Raw genomic sequence first — 18419 nt, forward strand, 5'->3', positions numbered from 1 at the left:
GAGTAGAGGGTCGACCGCCTCGGACCCGACGGATCATTCTGCCAGAAAAACGCCCGGCGCGCGGGCGCGACATGCATCTCCCGGGGCCGCGGAGCCGCGGATCGCGACCGGACGACCACCTGTGACCCCGCGCGGACAGCCCACACGTCCGCCTCCGCGAGTCGTGGGACGATGAAAGCCGTGCGTCCCGACCCGGTGGACGCCGGATCGACGGAGACGACGCCATGGAGATCAGCTTCGCCCAGTCCGACCGCTCCACGCTCGGGATCGAGTGGGAGGTCGCGATCGTCGACCGGCAGACGGGCGATCTGGCCAACGTCGCCGACGTCGTGCTCGAGGCCCTCCGCGGGGAGGACGGCGAGCCGCATCCGCGGATCACCGGCGAGCTGCTACGCAACACCGTCGAGCTCGTCTCCGGTGTGCACACGACCGTCCGCGACGCCGTCGCCGATCTGCAGGACCAGCTGCGGCAGGTGCGCGAGATCACGGACCCCATGGGCCTGGACCTCGTCTGCTCCGGCACCCACCCCTTCGCGCAGTGGTACGACCAGAGCATCACCGACAAGGAGCGCTACCACCGGCTCATCGACCGGACCCAGTGGTGGGGCCGGAACATGATGATCTGGGGCATCCACGTGCACGTCGGCATCGAGGACCGCGACAAGGTGCTCGCGATCCTGAACTCGCTGCTCGACTACTACCCGCACCTCCAGGCTCTGTCGGCGTCGAGCCCGTTCTGGGGCGGAGTGGACACCGGGTACGCCTCGAACCGCGCCCTGATGTTCCAGCAGCTGCCCACGGCGGGCCTTCCTCCCCAGTTCGGCGCGTGGGCGAACTACGAGGAGTACGTCGACGACATGATGCGCACCGGCGTCATCGACGACCACACCGAGGTCCGCTGGGACATCCGCCCCTCGCCGCAGTGGGGCACGCTCGAGATGCGCGCGTGCGACGGCCTCTCGTCGGCGGAGGAGATCGGCGCGGTCGCCGCGCTCATCCAGTGCCTCGTCGAGCACCTGTCGACGCGCCTGGACGAGGGCGAGGAACTGCCGACCATGCAGCCCTGGTACGTACGCGAGAACAAGTGGCGCGCGGCGCGGTACGGACTCGACGCCGAGATCATCCTGGACAGCGCGGGGGCCGAGCGCCTCGTGACCGACGACATCCGCGATCTGCTCGTGACGCTCGCGCCCGTCGCCGAGCGCCTGGACTGCACGGCCGAGCTCGCGGACGTCGAGCTGATCCTCGTCGCCGGCGCCAGCTACCAGCGGCAGCTGACGGTCGCCGCGGCGAACGACGGCGACCTGAAGTCCGTCGTGCGGGCACTCGCCGGCGAGCTGCGCGACGGACTGCGGGACCCGCGGGCATGAGTGCGACGCGGCGGCTCGTGCTGGTCGCGGCCCTCGTGCTGGGGCTGGCCGGGTGCTCGTCCGCAGCGGAGCCCGCGGCGACCGGTGCCGCGACCGCGACTCCGGCCCCGACTCGGGACGCCGAGGCCCCGAACCCGCTCGTCGTCGGAGGAGCGATCCCGGCCGGCGCGCAGGTGACCTTCGTCGGCGACAGCATCGTGCGCGGCTACGGACTCGACGCGGAAGCCGCCTGGCCCGTCCTCGTCGGCGACGCGTTCGGCTGGACGGTGACCAACCTCGGCTGCGACGGCGGCGGCTTCGTCAGGCCGGGGACGTGCGGATCCCCGATCGGGGAGCGCGCCGAGGAGATCGCCGCGACCAATCCGGACGCCGTCGTCGTCCTGGCGAGCAGCAACGATCTCGGATCGTCCGTCGACGAGGTCGTCGCCGCGATCCCTCCGGCGGTCCAGGCGATCGCCGCTGCCGTCCCGTCCGCGCGACTGATCGCGGTCGACTCCGTCTGGGGGCCCGATCCGCGGCCCGCCGACCTCGCCGCCTACGACCAGGCGCTCGTGGACGCGGTGACCGCGGCCGGCGGCGGAGCGCTCGAGTACCCCGATCCGCTCCGCGCCGACGGGCTGCTCGCCGAGGACGGCATCCACCCGACGGAGGCCGGCCAGCTCGCCCTCGCGGAGGCCTTCGCGCTGGCGGCGGAGAAGGCCGGGCTCGGGCAGAGCGTCCCGACCGACTCGGCGCCGACGGTCACGGAGTAGGGCGGGAGCCGAGCTCCCGCCCCTCCCCGATCAGCGGGTGGTGCTGTTCTTGCCGTCGCGCCAGGACAGGAGCTCGCGCACCGGCGCGAGATCGATGTCGGGCCCGGTGATGCCGAGGGTGAACAGGCGCGCGCCGAGGTCGAACTGCTGGTCGGCGACCGCGAACGCGCCGTCGCCGCCCTCGGCGGGGATGTTCACACCGGTCGATATCTCGATCGCGGAGAGATCGCGCTCCACCTTCGCGCACCAGTCGCCCAGGACTCCGAGCTTGCGCTCGAGGGTCGGGACGTCCGAGAAGCTGTGCCAGATGTCGGCGTGCTCGGCGACGATCCGCAGGGTCTTCTTCTCTCCCCCGCCACCGATCATCACGGGGATGTCGCGGGTGGGAGCGGGGTTCAGCTTCTCCCAGCGGCTGCGGATGCGCGGCATGGCCTCGGACAGCTCGTCCAGTCGCGAGCCGGCGGTGCCGAACTCGTAGCCGTACTCCTGGTAGTCGCGCTCGAACCAGCCGGAGCCGATGCCGAAGATCAAGCGGCCCTCCGCGCCCTTCGCGCTGATGTGGTCGACCGTACGGGCCATGTCGGCCAGCAGGTCGGGGTTGCGGTAGCTGTTGCAGGTCACGAGCGGGCCGAACTCGATGCGGCTGGTCTGCTCGGCCCAGGCGGCGAGCATGCTCCAGCCCTCGAAGTGGAGGCCGTCGGGCTCGCCCGAGAGCGGGTAGAAGTGATCCCAATTGAAGGCGATGTCGACGCCGAGGTCCTCGATCTCGGCGAGGGTGTCGCGGATGACCTCGTAGGACACGTGCTGAGGGGCGATCTGGACGCCGATGCGGACCGGGCGCGCGGTGGTGGTTGTCATGCTCTCCACGCTAGACCTCGGGAGTGACGGGGACGCGTCTTCCGTCGCTGGGAGAGGAGTGCCTCAGGCGCCCCTTCTGCTGGTCGAGTAGCGCAGGCGCCCCTTCTTGCTGGTCGAGTAGCGCCGCAGGCGCGTATCGAGACCCACCGGCTCCGGGTGACGTGGATCTCGATACGCCCGCTGCGCGGGCTACTCGATCAGCAGGGGGGACGCCCGCTGCGCGGGTTGCTCGATCAGCAAGGGGTGCTCGACGGGTGGGCTGCTCGAGCAGGGAGGCCCGGCGGCTACTCGCCAGCGGGGTCGGGGGCGGTGGTCGGGGCGTCGTCGCAGGTCGAGCGGGCGAGCTTGACGGTGGTGGCGCCGGCGTCGTCGAAGAGGCGGAGGCGTCCGCCGTCGATCGCGGCCATCGACGCCTCGGAGAAGATCGTCGGCAGGGCCACTCCGTCGCACGCGATCATCGTGCTCGGCCCGGCGTCGACGCTGAGCCCGCCCTCGCCGTCGATCGACCACTCGCCCTGCACGCCGTTGCAGCCGTCCGAGCCGGTCCAGGTGCCGTCGTCGGCGATCAGGAGGAACGGCACGTCCGGGGACTCGTAGGCGACTCCGGTGACCCACCGGCCGACGAGCTCCTCGGGAGCGGGCGCCGACATCGCGTCGGCTCCGGACGTCTCGGCGCAGCCCGCGAGCCCGAGGACAGCGGCGGCCGCGAGAGCCGCCGCGGTGACCCGTCGCCCCACCGTCATCGGCCGAGGAACTTCTGCAGCTGCTCCAGCTCCTCGGGGGTCGGCTGCGCCTGCGCGCCCGTGCCGCCGCCGAGACCGAAGCCCGATCCGCCGGCGTCGCCGGGACGCGGGCCCGAGGTGATGGCCGCGTTCTCGGCCGCGCGCTTCGCCGGGTTGCCCGACTTCGACGTCTTCTTCTTCTGCGGCTTCGGACGGCCCTGGTAGCCGGCTCCGGGGACGGGACCCATGCCGGGCACGTTCGGCATGCCGCCCTTGGCCACGGTCTTCATCATCTTCGCGGCCTGCTCGAAGCGCTGCACGAGCTGGTTCACGTCGGTCACGGTCATGCCCGAGCCCCGCGCGATGCGCAGCCGGCGGGAGCCGTTGAGCAGCTTCGGGTTCACGCGCTCGGCCTTGGTCATCGACTGGATGATGGCCTCGGTGCGCACGATCTCGCGCTCGTCGAACTGGTCGAGCTGGTCGCGCATGCCCTTGGCGCCCGGGAGCATGCCGATCATCTTCTTGATCGAGCCCATGTTGCGCAGCTGCTGCATCTGGCCGAGGAAGTCGTCGAGCGTGAACGAGTCGCTCATGATCTTCTCGGCGACCTTGCGCGCCTCGTCCTCGTCGAACGCGGACTGCGCCTGCTCGATGAGGGTCAGCACGTCGCCGAGGTCGAGGATCCGGCTCGCCATGCGGTCGGGGTGGAACTGCTCGAAGTCGTCGAGGCCCTCGCCCGTGGAGGCGAAGAGGATCGGCCGACCGGTCAGCGAGGCGACGGACAGCGCTGCGCCGCCTCGCGCATCGCCGTCGAGCTTCGACAGCACGACTCCGGTGAAATCGACGCCCTCCTGGAAGGCCTTCGCGGTGGCGACCGCGTCCTGTCCGATCATGGCGTCGATGACGAAGAGGACCTCGTCGGGGTTCGTGACGCGGCGGATGTCGGACGCCTGCTTCATCATGTCGGCGTCGACGCCCAGACGGCCGGCGGTGTCGATGATGACGGTGTCGTACTGCTTGTCGACGGCGAACTTGATCGCGTTCTGCGCGACCTTGACCGGATTGCCGACCCCGTTGCCGGGCTCGGGAGCGTAGACCGCGACTCCGGCCTGCTCGCCGACGACCTGCAGCTGCTGCACCGCGTTGGGGCGCTGGAGGTCGGCGGCGACGAGGAGCGGGGTGTGCCCGTCCTTGCCGAGGTACTTGCCGAGCTTGCCGGCGAGGGTCGTCTTGCCCGCACCCTGGAGGCCCGCGAGCATGATGACGGTCGGCGGGCGCTTCGCGAACTCGAGGCGGCGCGACTGCCCGCCGAGGATCGCGACGAGCTCCTCGTTGACGATCTGCACGACCTGCTGCGCCGGGTTCAGCGCCTTGTTGACCTCGTCGCCGAGGGCGCGCTCGCGCACCTTCCCGGTGAAGGCCTTGACCACGTCCAGCGCCACGTCGGCGTCGAGCAGCGCGCGCCGGATCTCGCGGACGGTGCCGTCGACGTCCGAGGCCGAGAGCTTGCCCTTCGTGCGGAGGTTCTTGAAGGTCTCGACGAGTCGATCGGAGAGGGTGCCGAAAGTAGCCATGATGCCCGGAATTCTACCGGAGCCGCGGAGTGCTCGGTTCTGCGGGGGCTCGGCTCGATTAACTGGGCTCGGTGCAGGAAAACGTCTAGGGTGGCGACGTGATCGAGACACTTCTGGCGGGCGACTCCGCAGCTCCTCTGGACTACCGCGACGGCTGGCAGCTGCAGCGCCGCCTCCACGACGACGTGGTCGCCGGGCGCGACGGCGTGCTGGTGCTCTGCGAGCACGCCTTCGTCTACACCGCGGGCAAGCGGACCGAGGCGCACGAGCGCCCGGTCGACGGCTCCCCCGTCGTCGACGTCGACCGCGGCGGCCGGATCACCTGGCACGGGCCCGGTCAGCTCGTCGGCTACCCGATCGTGCGGCTGCGCGAGCCGGTCGACGTGGTCGCCTACGTCCGCTCCCTCGAGGGCATGCTGATCGCCGTGCTCGCCGACCTCGGGGTCACGGGCGAGCGGATCGACGGGCGCTCGGGCGTGTGGATCCGGCGACCGCTCGGTGCGGACAAGATCGCGGCCATCGGCATCCGCGTCGCCGGCGGCGTGACGATGCACGGCTTCGCGCTCAACGTCTCGAACAGCCTCGAGCCCTACTCCCGCATCGTCGCCTGCGGCATCTCGGACGCCGGAGTGACGACGATCGAGCGCGAGACGGGCAGCGCCGTGTCGATGGAGGCGGTGCGCGCTCTGGTCGACCAGCGGTTCCGCGAGTGCTCGCTCGAGTTCACGGCCGAGCAGGCCGCGGTGGTGGCCGCATGAGCGCCGAGGTGGGCGGACGCAAGCTGCTCCGACTCGAGATCCGCAACGCCGAGACTCCGATCGAGCGCAAGCCCGACTGGATCAAGACCAAGGCCACCATGGGCCCGGAGTACCGGCAGCTGCAATCGCTCGTGAAGAGCGAGGAGCTGCACACGGTCTGCCAGGAGGCGGGCTGCCCCAACATCTTCGAGTGCTGGGAGGACCGAGAGGCCACGTTCCTCATCGGCGGCGCCCAGTGCACGCGCCGCTGCGACTTCTGCCAGATCGACACCGGCAAGCCCGCCGACTACGACGCCGACGAGCCGCGGCGCGTGGGCGAATCGGTGGCGAGGATGAATCTCCGCTACGCCACGGTCACCGGAGTCGCGCGCGACGACCTCGCGGACGAGGGCTCCTGGCTCTACGCCGAGACCATCCGCCAGATCCACGCGCAGTCCCCCGGCACGGGTGTCGAGATCCTCGTGCCCGACTTCACCGGGCGCCCGGAGCACCTCGGCCGCGTGTTCGAGGCGCGGCCGGAGGTGTTCGCGCACAACGTCGAGACCGTCCCGCGGATCTTCAAGCGGATCCGGCCCGCGTTCCGCTACGAGCGCTCGCTCGACGTGCTCACGCAGGGGCGCGACGCGGGTCTGATCACCAAGTCGAACCTCATCCTGGGCATGGGCGAGGAGCGCGAGGAGATCTCGCAGGCGCTGCAGGACCTGCACGACGCGGGCACCGACCTGCTGACGATCACGCAGTACCTGCGGCCGACGCCGCGGCACCTGCCGGTCGATCGCTGGGTGCATCCGGAGGAGTTCGTGGCGATCAAGGAGGAGGCGGAGGACATCGGGTTCCTCGGCGTGCTCTCGGGGCCGCTCGTGCGCTCCTCCTACCGCGCGGGCCGGCTCTGGGCGCAGTCGATGGAGTCGAAGGGGCGGCCGGTCCCGGAGCACCTGCGGCACCTCGCCGACGCGGCACTGGGGTTCTCGCAGGCGGTGTGAACGCTCCTCTGAAGCCCTCCCGCGCGCAGGCCGTCTACGGGCAGGACGGAGTCGACAGCGGCCGCGTATCCTGACGGCATGTCGACCGTCACCGAGCACGCGAGGAGCCTGCGGGCCGCTGTCGGTGCTCACCGCGACTCCGTCACGGAGGTGCTCGCTCGGTACGGGGCGAGCAACCCGAGGCTCTTCGGCTCCGTCGCACGCGGAGACGCGCGCCCGGGGAGCGACGTCGACCTCTCCGTGGACCTCGAGAGCGGAGCGGGCAACCCGCTTCTGCGCGTCGCCGGCATCGGCGAGGAACTCAGTCGCATCCTCGGCGTGCGGGTGGACGTCGTCACCGAGCAGCTGCTCCGGGAACCGGTGGCAGCGACGGCCCGCCGTGACATGGTCCCCCTGTGAGCAGATCGGCGAGGAGCGCTTCGCGGACATCCTCGCGGTGATCGGGGAGGCGGTGCGCGCGCTGCCCGACGAGGCGCGTGCCGCCCTCGTCGACGTGCCGTGGTCGGCGATCGCGGGGCTCCGCGCCGTGATCGTGCACGAGTACTTCCGGATCCAGCCGGAGCTGATCATCGGCATCCTCGACGACGAGCCGGTTCCTCTCGCGGTCGCACTCCGCGCGCGACGCGCCTGACCCGCAGCGTCCCCGTCGGCTGCCCGGTCGCGTCCCGCGCCGCTCGACTCAGCCGACGAGCTGCTGGGCGAAGACGTGCGGGGTGAAGCCGGTGAGGTCGCCGATGCCCTCGCCCTGGCCGACGAGCTTGATCGGGATGCCGGTGCGCTCCTGCACAGCGAGGACGAAGCCGCCCTTCGCGGAACCGTCGAGCTTCGTGATGACGAGCCCCGTCACTCCGGCGTGCTCGATGAACGCCTCGGCCTGGCTGAGACCGTTCTGACCGGTCGTCGCGTCGAGCACGAGCAGGATCTCGGAGATCGGCGCCTGCTTCTCGATGACGCGCTTGATCTTGCCGAGCTCGTCCATCAGCCCGCCCTTCGTGTGCAGGCGGCCGGCGGTGTCGATGATGACCATCTCGATGCCGTTGTCCTTCGCGAACTGCACGGTCTGGAACGCGACGGACGCGGGATCCTGGCGCTCCTGCTGCGGGCGCACGATCTGCGCATCGGCGCGCTGGGCCCAGGTGGCGAGCTGATCGACGGCGGCCGCGCGGAACGTGTCGGCAGCTCCGACCACGACGCTGCGGTCGTAGTTGCGGAGGAACTTGGCGAACTTGCCGATGGTCGTGGTCTTGCCGACGCCGTTCACGCCGACGACGAGGATCACGGCCGGGCGCTCGCTGAGCTTGAGGGTCGTGTCGTACTTCGACAGCCGCTCCTCCATCGACTCGCGGAGCATGCGCTGGAGGTCGCGCGGATCGGTCGTGCTGTAGCGCTCGACCTTCGCACGGAGGTCCTCGACGATCTCCTCGGTGATGTCGGGGCCGAAGTCGGCGGTGATGAGCGCCGTCTCGAGGTCGTCCCACGTCTGGTCGTCGATCGTGCGCTTCTCGAACAGGCCGCGCAGTGCGCGACCGAGCGACCAGGAGGTGCGTTCAGCCATGTGATCCAGGGTACCGGCGGGAACGGGAGCGGGGAGGCCGTCGAGGAGCCGTCCGGGTACCGCGCAGCCACTCCAGCCGTCCCTCGGCGAACTGTCTCGCCAGCCCGGGCGATCGCCACCAGAGCCGGAGGAGCGCGAGTCGCGAGAGCAGCGACTCCTTCGCGAGCAGCGCGGCTCCGGTCGACCGGCGGTACTCGAGGTCGATCCCGAAGGACCTGTCGACGGCGGCGGGGCCGATCCGCACTCCGCGGATGTCGTTCATCAGGTTCGAGCCGTGCACGACCTGGAGCCAGAGCGGCTCGGCCCTGATGCTGCGCACCGGGGCGTGGAGGCGGGAGGAGCTGTGCCGTCCGTCCTGGAGCACCGTCCGAGGTCCGAGTGCTCCCCGCGGGGGTTCGAGGAGGCTGATGAACGGGTTCGAGGCGTAGTCGTAGCGGAAGACCGCGCCGGAGCGGTCGATCTGCAGACCGCGGGTGCAGTTGAGATAGAGCCCGTCCTCCCCGACCCCCTGCACGAGCGCCGCACTCGCCTCCCGACGCACGGTCTCCACGAAGCGCCGGCCGAGGGCGTCGTCGCTGTCGAGACGAGTCGTCAGGAGTGCCGCAGCGGGGTCCACCCGCTGCACGATCTCGGCGCGCACCACCTCGGCCGAGAACGGTCCTCGGACGTACACGGCGTCGAACAGCCCGTCGGAGGACACTTCCGCCATCTCTGACCGCAGCCAGTCGGGCGCCCGATCGTCGAGGAACACGAGCCAGGAGGAGCCCGTCGAGGTCTGGGAGCGGAGGGAGGCGACCGTCGCGTCGCGGAAGAAGCCCAGCCGGTAGCGCAGCCACGCATCGTCCGGAGTCGGCTGCCCCGCCGTGAACACGACGCTGAACCGGGTGAGGACGACGTGCTCCAGGGGGATCATCCCGCGACGGTAGTGACGCCCGGCGGCCCCGACTCCGCTGGCGCGTCGTCGTGCGCGGGGCGACGGTCAGTCGGCGGGGGCCGCGACGCGCTGGCCGACGACGGCCGAGACGCCGTCCTGGCGCATGGAGACGCCGTAGAGGGCGTCGGCGATCTCCATGGTGCGCTTCTGGTGCGTGATGACGATGAGCTGGCTGGAGGTCCGCAGGTCCTGGAAGATCGACAGCAGCCGGCCGAGGTTCGCGTCGTCCAGCGCCGCCTCGACCTCGTCCATGATGTAGAACGGGCTCGGCCGCGACTTGAAGATCGCGACCATGAACGCCACCGCCGCGAGCGAGCGCTCGCCTCCCGAGAGCAGCGACAGGCGCTCGATCTTCTTGCCCGCGGGGCGCACGGCGACCTCGATCCCGGTCGTGAGCAGGCTGTCGGGGTCCGTCAGGCGGATGCTGCCCGTGCCGCCGGGGAACAGCACCGGGAACACGTCTGCGAAGGCCGCCTGGGTGTCGGCGAAGGCCGAGGCGAAGACCGTCTGCATGGTCTCGTCGAGCTCCTCGATGATGAGGAGCAGATCGCGGCGGGTGTCGGTGAGGTCGGTGAGCTGCTCGGTCAGGAACGCGTGCCGCTGCTCCAGCGCCGCGAACTCCTCGAGGGCCAGCGGATTGACGCGGCCGAGCTGCGCGAGCTGCTTCTCGGCCTTCTCGAGCCGGCGGCGCTGCTCCTCCCGCACGAAGGGGCGCGTCGGCGCGTCCTCCTGCTCGCTCGTCTCGTCCGGTACGCCGACCAGCGGACCGTACTCGGCGACCAGCACGTCCTCGACGAGTCCCAGCTCGGAGCCGGCGCGCTCGAGCAGCCCGGAGAGCTGCAGGCGCTTCTCGTAGATCTGCAGCTCGAGCCCGTGCACGGTCTCGGTGACCGACTGCAGCCGCTCGCGCAGGGCCGACTCCTGGCGGCGCAGCCCCTGCAGCTCCTCGTCCTGCTGCGAGCGGGCGGCCTCGGCCTGCACGAGCTCGGCGCGCGCCTGCTGCACCGAGCGGTCGACGGAGGCGAGGACCGCGGGGATCGCGGAGGTCACGTCGGCCGCCGCGTCGTGCTGCCGTCGGCGGATGACGGCGCGGCGGGCGGCCTCGTCGGCCGCGGCGCGGTCAGCGGCGAGCTGACGCTCGAGCGACTCGCCGCGGGACTGCTCGGCGCGCACGCGCTCCTTGGCGGTCTCGACTCCGAGCCGCGCCTCGATCTCGTGCTCGCGGGCGGCGTCGACCGCCTGCTGCAGCGCGTCCCTGCCGCTCACGTCGAGGATCGGCCGCGGACGCGAGCGCGCGGTGTCGAGCTCGCTCTTCGCCGTGGTCGCCGCGCGCTCGGCGTCGCCGACGCGCTCTGCGGCGATCGCGAGCGCCTTCTGCCCGCGGCCGGATTCGGCCACTGCGGCCTCGTGCTGCGCGCGGACCCGGCCGAGGCGCTCGGTGTGCGCGGCCCGGGCGGAGTCGTGCTCGCGCAGGGCGGCGAGGGCGAGCCGCGACTGCTCCTTGGCGCCCTTCAGGGCGCCGCTCTGCTCGGCGAGGTCGAAGCGGAGGCGGTCGATGCGTCCCACGATCTCCTCGAGGGCGGAGTCGGCCGCGTCGCGCTCCGAGACGAGCTCGATCCGGCTGCGCTGCCCGCCGGAGCCGCCGCTCACGACGAAGTCCGAGAGCGCGGCTCCGTCGCGGGTGACGACCGTGACCGGATGCGCGCGTCCGGCCAGGGCGGGCCAGACCGCGCGCGCTGCGGCGAGGTCGTCGACGACGACGACCTGCTCGAGCAGGGCGAGGACGGCGGGCGGACCGGTGACGAGGTCGCGGGCGCGCAGCGCCGGGTCGGGCAGGGTCAGCTCGAGCGGCGGACGCGAGGCGCTACCCACCAGCAGCTCGACCCGCCCGAGGTCGCGGCGGACGGCCTCGTCGAGCGCGGCCTCGGCCTGCTCGGAAGTGCCGGCGAGGACGGCGTCGGCGAGGGTGCCGAGTGCGGCGGCGACCGCGGCCTCGTACCCGGGCCGCACCTGGATCCGCTCGGCGACCCGGCCCTCGATGCCGTCGAGGCGCGCGGCGAGCAGCTCGGAGGAGCCGTCCGAGACGTCGAGGGCCAGCGAGAGGGCGCTGGTGCGCGCCGCGAGACCGTCGCGCTCGCGCTCGTGGGCGTGCAGCTCCTCCCGCAGGCGCTCGATCTCGCCCTCGGCCTCGAAGACCGCGGACTGCGCCAGCTCGTAGCTCTCGTCGAGCGACCCGTCGGTGCCGCCGCCCGCCTCGCCGATCTCGTCCTCCAGTGCGTCGAGCTGGCGCTCCGCCGCATCCCGGCGCTGCACGGCGGAGTCGAGGGTGTTCTGCGCGCGGAGCACCTCGCCCCGGACGGCCGCGAGTCGCGACGCCGCCGAATCGGCCTTCCCGGTGAGCTGCGAGATCTCGAGGTCGTGCCGCGAGACGAGGGCGGACTGCGCGGCGATCTCGTCGTCGAGCGCGTCGAGCACCTGCCGCGCGCGGACGGTGCCCTTCTGCGAGGCGGCCCACGCCGCCTCGGCGTCGAGCACGCCCTGCCTCAAGCGCTCGAGCTCCTCCCGCGCCTCGGCGATGTCCCGAGGGGTGACGCGGGGCTGCACCTGCGGCTGCTCCGACTCCGCGTCGAGCAGTGCCAGGCGCTGGCCGGCGAGCGCCTGCAGGTTGCGCAGCCGCTCCTGCACCGACTCCAGCTCGAACGTCGTACGGCGCGCGTCGTCGACGGCGTCGCCCACCCGCTCGGACTCGATGCGCGCCATCCGCAGGGTCGCCTGCTCGAGCTTCTCCTGCAGCACGATGCGCTCGCCGTGCCGCTCGCTCTCGGAGCGCGCGAAGCCGTCGAGGGCGGTGCGGAGGGTCACGACGTCGTCGGCGAGCAGGCGCGCGCGGGCGTCGCGCACGACCGCCGCGATGGTCTGCGCCTGCCGGGCGACCTCGGCCTGGCGGCCGAGCGGCTTCAGCTGCCGCCGGATCTCGCCCGCGAGGTCCGACAGACGCGTGAGGTTCGTCTGCATCGCCTCGAGCTTGCGGAGCGTCTTCTCCTTGCGGCGGCGGTGCTTGAGGATCCCGGCGGCCTCCTCGATGAAGCCGCGCCGCTCCTCCGGGGTCGCGTGCAGCACGGCGTCGAGCTGCCCCTGGCCGACGATGACGTGCATCTCCCGGCCCAGACCGGAGTCGCTCAGCAGCTCCTGCACGTCGAGCAGGCGGCACGAGCGCCCGTTGATCGCGTACTCGCTGCCGCCGTTGCGGAAGAGCGTCCGGGTGATCGTCACCTCGGTGTACTCGATCGGCAGGGCGCCGTCGGTGTTGTCGATGGTGAGCGCGACCTCGGCCCGGCCGAGCGGACCGCGGGTGGACGTCCCGGCGAAGATGACGTCCTCCATCTTGCCGCCGCGGAGCGTCTTCGCGCCCTGCTCCCCCATCACCCAGGCGAGCGCGTCGACGACGTTGCTCTTGCCCGAGCCGTTCGGACCGACGACGCACGTGACGCCCGGCTCGAAGGCGAACGTGGTCGGCTGAGCGAAGGACTTGAACCCCTTGAGGGTCAGGCTCTTCAGATGCACCCGCCGGCCTCGCTCCTGTCGGAAAACTCTCCCCACGGTACTGGACGACCAGCGCCGATCCGCGGAGGCGGGCGTTCGCCGCCGCGCGGCGTGCACACTGGGGAGGTGACTCCTCCGCTCTCCCCCGTGACGCTCCCGGTCGAACCCGGGCCCCCGCTCACCGCCGCAGAACAGGAGCGCTTCGCCCGGCAGATCCGGCTCTCCCCGATCGGGGAGCTCGGGCAGCGGCGCCTGCGGAACGCGGCGGTGCTCGTGCTCGGCGCGGGCGGCATCGGCTCGCCGGTGATCACGGCGCTCGCCGCGGCAGGAGTCGGGCGGCTCGGCGTCGTCGACGCCGATGTGGTCGAACCGTCCAACCTGTCGCGGCAGACCGCCCACGACGACTCCTCGGTCGGCCTCTCGAAGGCGGAGTCGGCGGTCGCGACCGCGCGGCGGCTCTCGCCCGGGATCGACGCCCGCGCCTACCCGGTCGCGTTCACCGCGGCCAACGCCGAGGCGCTCGTCGCCGGCTGGGACGTCGTCGTCGACGGCTTCGACACGTTCGGCTCCCGCTACCTCGCCTCCGACGCGACGACGCGCGCGGGAGTGCCGCACGTCTGGGGCTCGGCGCTCGGCTTCGACGGCCAGCTCTCCACGTTCTGGTCCCACGCTCCCGGCGGCGGAGTGACGCTGCGCGCTCTGCATCCGGAGGCCGAGGACGCCGCCGACAGCTGCGCGACGGTGGGCGTGCTCGGCTCGCTCTGCGCGACGATCGGCTCCGCCATGGCGAGCGAGGTCGTGAAGCTCGTGACGGGTGTCGGCACTCCGCTGTTCGGACGGATCGTGGTGCACGACGCGCTCGACGGGTCGTGGACGGAGCTTCCGCTCGAGCGGCGGGCGCCGGAGCCGCCGCGACCCCGCGGAGTCGCCGGGGCGGTCACCGCCGACGAACTCCGCGCCCGGCTGGCGGCGCACGAGCCGCTCACGGTCGTCGACCTGCGCGAGGACTCGGAGGACCGGTCCGTGTCGGTGCCGGGTGCCGTGCGGATGCCGATGTCGGGCTTCGACCCGGCGCTGCTGCCCGCCGGCCCGCTCGTGCTGCACTGCGCGTCGGGCGTGCGCTCGCGGATCGCGGCCGACCGGGCGGCGGCCGTCGGCATCAGCGCCGACTCGCTGGTCGGCGGGGCCGCGGCGCTGGGGGTCTGAGGCTCAGCCGCCCGCGAAGGGCGGCAGCACGTCGACCGAGGAGTTCGCGGCCAGCGGAGTCGCGCGGTCGGTCGTCGACACTCCGTCGACCAGGTAGCTGCACCGGCCGAGCACCGCGGCGGACTCCGGCGAGTCCTCGACGAGGCGCGCCTCGAGTGCTGCGACGTCGGGCAGCTCGTCGAACTCGTCCGAGGCTCGCCCGAGCGCGGCCTTCGCCGCAGCGAAGTAGCGGACCCGCACGCTCATCCGCCGATCGCGCTCATCGTGCGCTCGGGCTGCACGAACCCGATGCGGTTCATCTCGTGCCCGGCGGGCTTAGCCCACATCGCGCCGCGCCAGAGCTGGGCCACGTGGTGGTCGTCGACGCCGGCGCGCATCGGGCCGAGCAGGTCGGTCTCCTCGTTCGAGAAGAGGCAGCTGCGCACGCCGCCCTCGGCGGTCAGGCGAGTGCGGCGGCAGTCGGCGCAGAACGCCTCCGTCACGGACGCGATGATCCCGACCTGACCCAGGAGCGGACCGCCCTCGCGATCGCGCACGTCGAACAGCTCGGCGGGCGCGCCGTCGCGTGGGGCCGCGTGCGGGCTCAGCACGAAGCGCTCCGAGAGCAGCTCCCGGATCCGCGCCGCCGTGATCATCGTCTCCCGGTCCCACCCGTGGTCGGCGTCGAGGGCCATCTGCTCGATGAAGCGCAGCTGGTGGCCTCCGGCGAGCGCCCAGGCGAGCAGCTCGGGCGCCTCGTGGTCGTTGATCCCCGGGAGGAGCACCGCGTTGATCTTGGTCTGCGCAAGGCCCGCGGGGGCCAGGGCGTCGATGCCGGCGAGCACGCGGTCGAGGAACGGGCGGCGGGTCACCTTCGCGAAGGTCTCGGCGCAGATGGAGTCGAGCGAGACGTTCACGCGGTCCAGGCCCGCCTCGGCGAGCGCCGTCGCCCGGCCCGAGAGGCCGATGGCGTTGGTGGTCAGCGAGATCTCGGGGCGGGGCTCGAGGGCCGCGACGCCGCGGATGATCTCGACCAGGTCCTTGCGCAGCAGCGGCTCGCCTCCGGTGAAGCGGATCTGCCGCACGCCGAACTGCTCCACCGCGATGCGCGCAAGACGCACGATCTCATCGCGGGTCAGCAGGGCGGCGGGAGGGAGGAACGGGAGTCCCTCGGCCGGCATGCAGTAGGTGCAGCGCAGGTTGCACTTGTCGGTCAACGAGATGCGCAGGTCGTCGGCCGCACGTCCGTGGGTGTCCACGAGCAGCGGGGTCTCGGGCCGGTCGGCCGGGAGCTCCGCCCCCCGCTGGCGAGGTCGGATGCCGGGCATCCCGAGTACGGTGCTCATCCGGTCAGACTACGCGGCGGAACCGTGTGCGACCCGGCAAGATAGGGAACCCGCCCACCCCTCGTGGGGGACCCGCCGAGAGGACCCGATGACCTCGATCGACATCCACGCCGCCCGGGTGCGCGCTCTGCTGGCCCCGCTCGCGGCGCGCGGTGCCCGCGAGGCCCTGTCGCTCGACCCGAGGAGTGTGGCGGCGGATCCGGGTGCCTACGACCGGCGCGTCCTCGCCCGCACCGTGCACTCGCCGCTGGACCTCCCCCGCTTCGACAACTCGCAGATGGACGGCTACGCCGTGCGGGCGGCGGACCTGGACGAGGCGTCCGCCGGCGCCCCGGTCGTGCTGCCGGTCGCCGCGCCGGTCCCCGCCGGCGAGAGCGCGCCGCGGCACTCGCCGGGCACCGCCGTGCCGATCATGACCGGCTCGCCCCTCCCGGTGGGCGCCGACGCCGTCGTGCCGATCGAGCGGGTCGACCCGCCGCGCTTCCCCGGCGCGTCGGCGACCGGCGCCCGCGTCGCGTTCGCGGCCCCCGTCACTCCGACGACCTTCGTGCGCGCGCGGGGCAGCGACTCCGCGGCGGGCTCCGTCGCGCTGGCGGCCGGCACCGTGCTCCGCGCCGCGCACTACGGTCTGCTCGCCTCGCTCGGTCTCGTCGAGGTCGAGGTGCTGCCCAGGATCCGGGTGCTGATCGTGCCGACCGGCAACGAGATCCGCCCCGCGGGGACCGAGCTCGAGGCCGCCCAGATCTACGACGCGAACGGCGCGCTGCTCGCCGAGGCGGTCCGCGAGGCGGGCGCGCTGCCCGTCGTGGCTCCCTGCGACAGCGACCGCGCCGAGGACCTGCTGGCGATCCTCCGCTCGCGGGCGGGCGACGCCGACCTGGCGATCACGGTCGGCGGAGTGAGTGCCGGCGCCTACGAGGTGGTGCGCGACGCTCTCGGTCCCGCGGGTTCCGAGTTCGGGCACGTCGCCATGCAGCCGGGCGGCCCGCAGGGCCTGGGCCTGGTCGCGGTGTCGCCGGACGCGCACCTGCCGATCGTCTCGCTCCCCGGCAACCCGGTGAGCGCCCTCGTCTCGTTCGAGGTGTTCCTGCGCCCGGTCCTCCGCTCGCTGGCGGGCCGCTCGCCGGCCGAGCGGCCGCGGCTCCGGGCCCGGCTCGGCACCGCGCTCGACTCGCCCGCCCACCTGCACCAGATCCGGCGGGGAGCCCTCGACGACGAGGGCCTCGTGCACCCCGTCGGCGGGCCGAGCTCCCACCTGCTCGCGTCCTACGCGCGCTCGAACGTCCTCATCCACGTCCCGGTCGGGACCGAGCACGCCGCGACCGGCGACACGGTCGAGATCTGGAGGATCGATGACTGAGAACCTGACCCACGTCCGAGGCGACGGGGCCGTGCACATGGTCGACGTCGGAGCGAAGGACGTCACCTCGCGCACCGCCGTCGCCGAGGGCGTCGTCGTCACGACCCCCGAGGTGGTGCGTCTGCTGGAGCAGGGCGAGCTGCCCAAGGGCGAGGCGCTCGGGGTCGCCCGCATCGCCGGGATCATGGGGGCCAAGGCCACCTCGACCCTGATCCCGCTCTGCCACCCGCTCGCGCTCGACGGGGTCGACATCGATCTCGAGACGCTCGAGGACCGGGTGCGGATCGAGGCGCGGGTGCGCACGAGCGGGCGCACGGGTGTCGAGATGGAGGCGCTCACCGCCGTCAGCGTCGCGGCGCTGACCGTCTACGACATGATCAAGGCCGTCGACCGCGGCGCCGTCATCACCGGCATCCAGGTGCTGGCGAAGGACGGCGGGAGGAGCGGATCGTGGAGCAGGGAGTGACACGCCGCGCCGTCGCGGTCGTGGCCTCCACCCGCGCCGCGTCCGGAGTGTACGAGGACCGCACGGGCCCGGCGCTGCTGGCCTGGTTCGAGAGCCGCGGCTGGAGCGGCGAGGTGGTCGTGGTGGCCGACGGAGACGCGGTGGGCGAGGCGATCGGCGACGCGCTCACCTCCGGCGCCGACGTGATCGTGACGACGGGAGGCACCGGCGTGGCGCCGAGCGACGTCACTCCGGAGCAGACCGCACCGCTGCTCGAGCGGACCCTGCCGGGACTCGCCGAGGCGATCCGCGCCCGCGGAGCGGCCAAGGTGCCGACCGCGGTGCTGAGCCGTGGCACGGCGGGGGTCGCCGGTCGCAGCGTCGTGGTGAACCTGCCCGGCTCGCCGGGCGGCGTCCGAGACGGCATCGACGTCCTCGACCCGGTGATCGGGCATCTCCTCGACCAGCTGGGAGGCGGCGACCATGTCCGATGACGGCGTCGCCCTCGCCCGCATCGCCCGCGAGGCGATCACGGTCGACGAGTGCGAGCAGGCGGTCGACTCCCCCGCCCACGGCGCGGTCGTGACCTTCGCGGGCGTCGTCCGCGATCACGACGAGGGACGCGGAGTGCTCCGGCTGGCCTACGAGGCGCACCCGGACGCGCCCGCCGCACTGGCCGACTCCGCCCGCCGCATCGCCGAGCGCTTCCCCGAGGTGCGCGTGGCCGCCGTGCACCGGGTCGGCGACCTGGTCGTCGGCGATCTCGCGCTCGCCTGCGCGGTCGCCTCCGCGCACCGCGCCGCCGCCTTCGAGGCCTGCGCGGCGCTCGTCGACGACATCAAGGCGTCCGTGCCGATCTGGAAGGAGCAGTCGTTCGTCGACGGCAGCTCCGAGTGGGTGGCGTCGCTGGGCTGAGCCTCTGGCGGATCCGCCAGGGTGCGGCTCCGGACGCCGGTGGAGCGCCGAGCGCGGGTAACACGGGTGTCACACGCGTGCTGTTCACTGGAGGAGCGCGCACCCCGCGGGCACCGGCG

At 72.6% G+C, this 18419-nt stretch carries 19 protein-coding genes; 11 read left to right on the forward strand and 8 right to left on the reverse strand.

The window, feature by feature from the left end:
- The first annotated feature begins 224 nt into the window (after positions 1–224).
- Complete coding sequence (locus tag LRG51_RS03245; protein WP_230671152.1) at positions 225–1370, forward strand: glutamate--cysteine ligase; 1146 nt, start codon at positions 225–227, stop codon at positions 1368–1370.
- A complete protein-coding gene (locus LRG51_RS03250; protein WP_230671154.1) occupies positions 1367–2122 on the forward strand; it encodes an SGNH/GDSL hydrolase family protein in 756 nt (251 codons plus the stop codon). The genes LRG51_RS03245 and LRG51_RS03250 overlap by 4 nt, the downstream gene beginning before the upstream one ends.
- 30 nt (positions 2123–2152) lie before the next feature.
- On the opposite strand, the gene LRG51_RS03255 is transcribed toward LRG51_RS03250, so the two are convergent.
- From LRG51_RS03255 to ffh, 3 genes are all read right to left on the reverse strand, one after another.
- Positions 2153–2980, reverse strand: a complete 828-nt coding sequence (locus LRG51_RS03255; RefSeq protein WP_055792618.1) for an LLM class F420-dependent oxidoreductase — start codon at positions 2978–2980, stop codon at positions 2153–2155.
- Positions 2981–3264: 284 nt separating this feature from the next.
- Positions 3265–3723: an META domain-containing protein gene (locus tag LRG51_RS03260; RefSeq protein WP_230671156.1), complete on the reverse strand. Its 459-nt coding sequence runs from the start codon at positions 3721–3723 to the stop codon at positions 3265–3267.
- Positions 3720–5276 (reverse strand): signal recognition particle protein, encoded by a 1557-nt coding sequence (ffh, locus tag LRG51_RS03265; RefSeq protein WP_230671158.1) that lies wholly within the window; start codon positions 5274–5276, stop codon positions 3720–3722. Before ffh ends, LRG51_RS03260 begins: the two co-directional genes overlap by 4 nt.
- A 98-nt stretch (positions 5277–5374) precedes the next feature.
- On the opposite strand from ffh, the gene lipB reads away from it, so the two are divergent.
- From lipB to LRG51_RS03285, 4 genes are all read left to right on the forward strand, one after another.
- On the forward strand, positions 5375–6034 hold the full coding sequence (gene lipB, locus LRG51_RS03270) for a lipoyl(octanoyl) transferase LipB (RefSeq protein ID WP_230671161.1): 660 nt from the start codon (positions 5375–5377) through the stop codon (positions 6032–6034).
- Complete coding sequence (lipA, locus tag LRG51_RS03275) at positions 6031–7017, forward strand: lipoyl synthase (protein WP_077223252.1); 987 nt, start codon at positions 6031–6033, stop codon at positions 7015–7017. Before lipB ends, lipA begins: the two co-directional genes overlap by 4 nt.
- A 78-nt stretch (positions 7018–7095) precedes the next feature.
- Entirely contained in the window at positions 7096–7416 is a 321-nt protein-coding gene (locus tag LRG51_RS03280) for a nucleotidyltransferase family protein (RefSeq protein WP_230671163.1), read from the forward strand.
- Entirely contained in the window at positions 7397–7648 is a 252-nt protein-coding gene (locus LRG51_RS03285; protein WP_230671165.1) for a HepT-like ribonuclease domain-containing protein, read from the forward strand. The genes LRG51_RS03280 and LRG51_RS03285 overlap by 20 nt, the downstream gene beginning before the upstream one ends.
- Before the next feature lie 48 nt (positions 7649–7696).
- Here LRG51_RS03285 and ftsY read toward each other — a convergent pair whose 3' ends face one another.
- From ftsY to smc, 3 genes are all read right to left on the reverse strand, one after another.
- Positions 7697–8572 (reverse strand): signal recognition particle-docking protein FtsY, encoded by an 876-nt coding sequence (gene ftsY, locus LRG51_RS03290; protein WP_055792633.1) that lies wholly within the window; start codon positions 8570–8572, stop codon positions 7697–7699.
- Positions 8565–9485 (reverse strand): glycosyltransferase, encoded by a 921-nt coding sequence (locus LRG51_RS03295; protein WP_230671166.1) that lies wholly within the window; start codon positions 9483–9485, stop codon positions 8565–8567. The genes ftsY and LRG51_RS03295 overlap by 8 nt, the downstream gene beginning before the upstream one ends.
- A 66-nt stretch (positions 9486–9551) precedes the next feature.
- Positions 9552–13070, reverse strand: coding sequence for a chromosome segregation protein SMC (gene smc, locus LRG51_RS03300; protein ID WP_230671167.1), 3519 nt, complete (start codon positions 13068–13070; stop codon positions 9552–9554).
- A 105-nt stretch (positions 13071–13175) separates the two neighbouring features.
- Here smc and LRG51_RS03305 point away from each other — a divergent pair, with 105 nt between their 5' ends.
- Positions 13176–14255, forward strand: coding sequence for a ThiF family adenylyltransferase (locus tag LRG51_RS03305; RefSeq protein ID WP_230671168.1), 1080 nt, complete (start codon positions 13176–13178; stop codon positions 14253–14255).
- A 3-nt stretch (positions 14256–14258) separates the two neighbouring features.
- On the opposite strand, the gene LRG51_RS03310 is transcribed toward LRG51_RS03305, so the two are convergent.
- Both LRG51_RS03310 and moaA read right to left on the reverse strand, forming a co-directional pair.
- Positions 14259–14501: a MoaD/ThiS family protein gene (locus LRG51_RS03310; RefSeq protein ID WP_055792644.1), complete on the reverse strand. Its 243-nt coding sequence runs from the start codon at positions 14499–14501 to the stop codon at positions 14259–14261.
- On the reverse strand, positions 14498–15580 hold the full coding sequence (gene moaA, locus LRG51_RS03315; RefSeq protein ID WP_082481478.1) for a GTP 3',8-cyclase MoaA: 1083 nt from the start codon (positions 15578–15580) through the stop codon (positions 14498–14500). Before moaA ends, LRG51_RS03310 begins: the two co-directional genes overlap by 4 nt.
- Positions 15581–15668: 88 nt before the next feature.
- On the opposite strand from moaA, the gene LRG51_RS03320 reads away from it, so the two are divergent.
- The 4 genes from LRG51_RS03320 to LRG51_RS03335 are packed head-to-tail and all read left to right on the forward strand — an operon-like array spanning position 15669 to position 18300.
- Positions 15669–16940, forward strand: coding sequence for a molybdopterin molybdotransferase MoeA (locus LRG51_RS03320; protein ID WP_055792650.1), 1272 nt, complete (start codon positions 15669–15671; stop codon positions 16938–16940).
- Positions 16933–17406, forward strand: coding sequence for a cyclic pyranopterin monophosphate synthase MoaC (gene moaC, locus LRG51_RS03325; protein ID WP_055792652.1), 474 nt, complete (start codon positions 16933–16935; stop codon positions 17404–17406). The genes LRG51_RS03320 and moaC overlap by 8 nt, the downstream gene beginning before the upstream one ends.
- Complete coding sequence (locus tag LRG51_RS03330; protein WP_055793191.1) at positions 17403–17879, forward strand: MogA/MoaB family molybdenum cofactor biosynthesis protein; 477 nt, start codon at positions 17403–17405, stop codon at positions 17877–17879. The genes moaC and LRG51_RS03330 overlap by 4 nt, the downstream gene beginning before the upstream one ends.
- Positions 17869–18300, forward strand: a complete 432-nt coding sequence (locus tag LRG51_RS03335; protein ID WP_055792655.1) for a molybdenum cofactor biosynthesis protein MoaE — start codon at positions 17869–17871, stop codon at positions 18298–18300. Before LRG51_RS03330 ends, LRG51_RS03335 begins: the two co-directional genes overlap by 11 nt.
- Positions 18301–18419: the final 119 nt, after the last annotated feature.

This window comes from Rathayibacter sp. Leaf248, from assembly GCF_920939495.1.
In the GTDB taxonomy this organism is placed as follows: domain Bacteria; phylum Actinomycetota; class Actinomycetes; order Actinomycetales; family Microbacteriaceae; genus Rathayibacter; species Rathayibacter caricis.

Excerpts from the sequence above, each read along its gene's own strand:
- LRG51_RS03245 (WP_230671152.1), top strand. The coding sequence starts at position 225 with ATGGAGATCAGCTTCGCCCAGTCCGACCGCTCCACGCTCGGGATCGAG.
- LRG51_RS03250 (WP_230671154.1), top strand. The coding sequence starts at position 1,367 with ATGAGTGCGACGCGGCGGCTCGTGCTGGTCGCGGCCCTCGTGCTGGGG.
- LRG51_RS03255 (WP_055792618.1), bottom strand. The coding sequence starts at position 2,980 with ATGACAACCACCACCGCGCGCCCGGTCCGCATCGGCGTCCAGATCGCC.
- LRG51_RS03260 (WP_230671156.1), bottom strand. The coding sequence starts at position 3,723 with ATGACGGTGGGGCGACGGGTCACCGCGGCGGCTCTCGCGGCCGCCGCT.
- ffh (WP_230671158.1), bottom strand. The coding sequence starts at position 5,276 with ATGGCTACTTTCGGCACCCTCTCCGATCGACTCGTCGAGACCTTCAAG.
- lipA (WP_077223252.1), top strand. The coding sequence starts at position 6,031 with ATGAGCGCCGAGGTGGGCGGACGCAAGCTGCTCCGACTCGAGATCCGC.
- LRG51_RS03280 (WP_230671163.1), top strand. The coding sequence starts at position 7,096 with ATGTCGACCGTCACCGAGCACGCGAGGAGCCTGCGGGCCGCTGTCGGT.
- ftsY (WP_055792633.1), bottom strand. The coding sequence starts at position 8,572 with ATGGCTGAACGCACCTCCTGGTCGCTCGGTCGCGCACTGCGCGGCCTG.
- LRG51_RS03295 (WP_230671166.1), bottom strand. The coding sequence starts at position 9,485 with ATGATCCCCCTGGAGCACGTCGTCCTCACCCGGTTCAGCGTCGTGTTC.
- LRG51_RS03310 (WP_055792644.1), bottom strand. The coding sequence starts at position 14,501 with ATGAGCGTGCGGGTCCGCTACTTCGCTGCGGCGAAGGCCGCGCTCGGG.
- moaA (WP_082481478.1), bottom strand. The coding sequence starts at position 15,580 with ATGAGCACCGTACTCGGGATGCCCGGCATCCGACCTCGCCAGCGGGGG.
- LRG51_RS03320 (WP_055792650.1), top strand. The coding sequence starts at position 15,669 with ATGACCTCGATCGACATCCACGCCGCCCGGGTGCGCGCTCTGCTGGCC.
- moaC (WP_055792652.1), top strand. The coding sequence starts at position 16,933 with ATGACTGAGAACCTGACCCACGTCCGAGGCGACGGGGCCGTGCACATG.
- LRG51_RS03335 (WP_055792655.1), top strand. The coding sequence starts at position 17,869 with ATGTCCGATGACGGCGTCGCCCTCGCCCGCATCGCCCGCGAGGCGATC.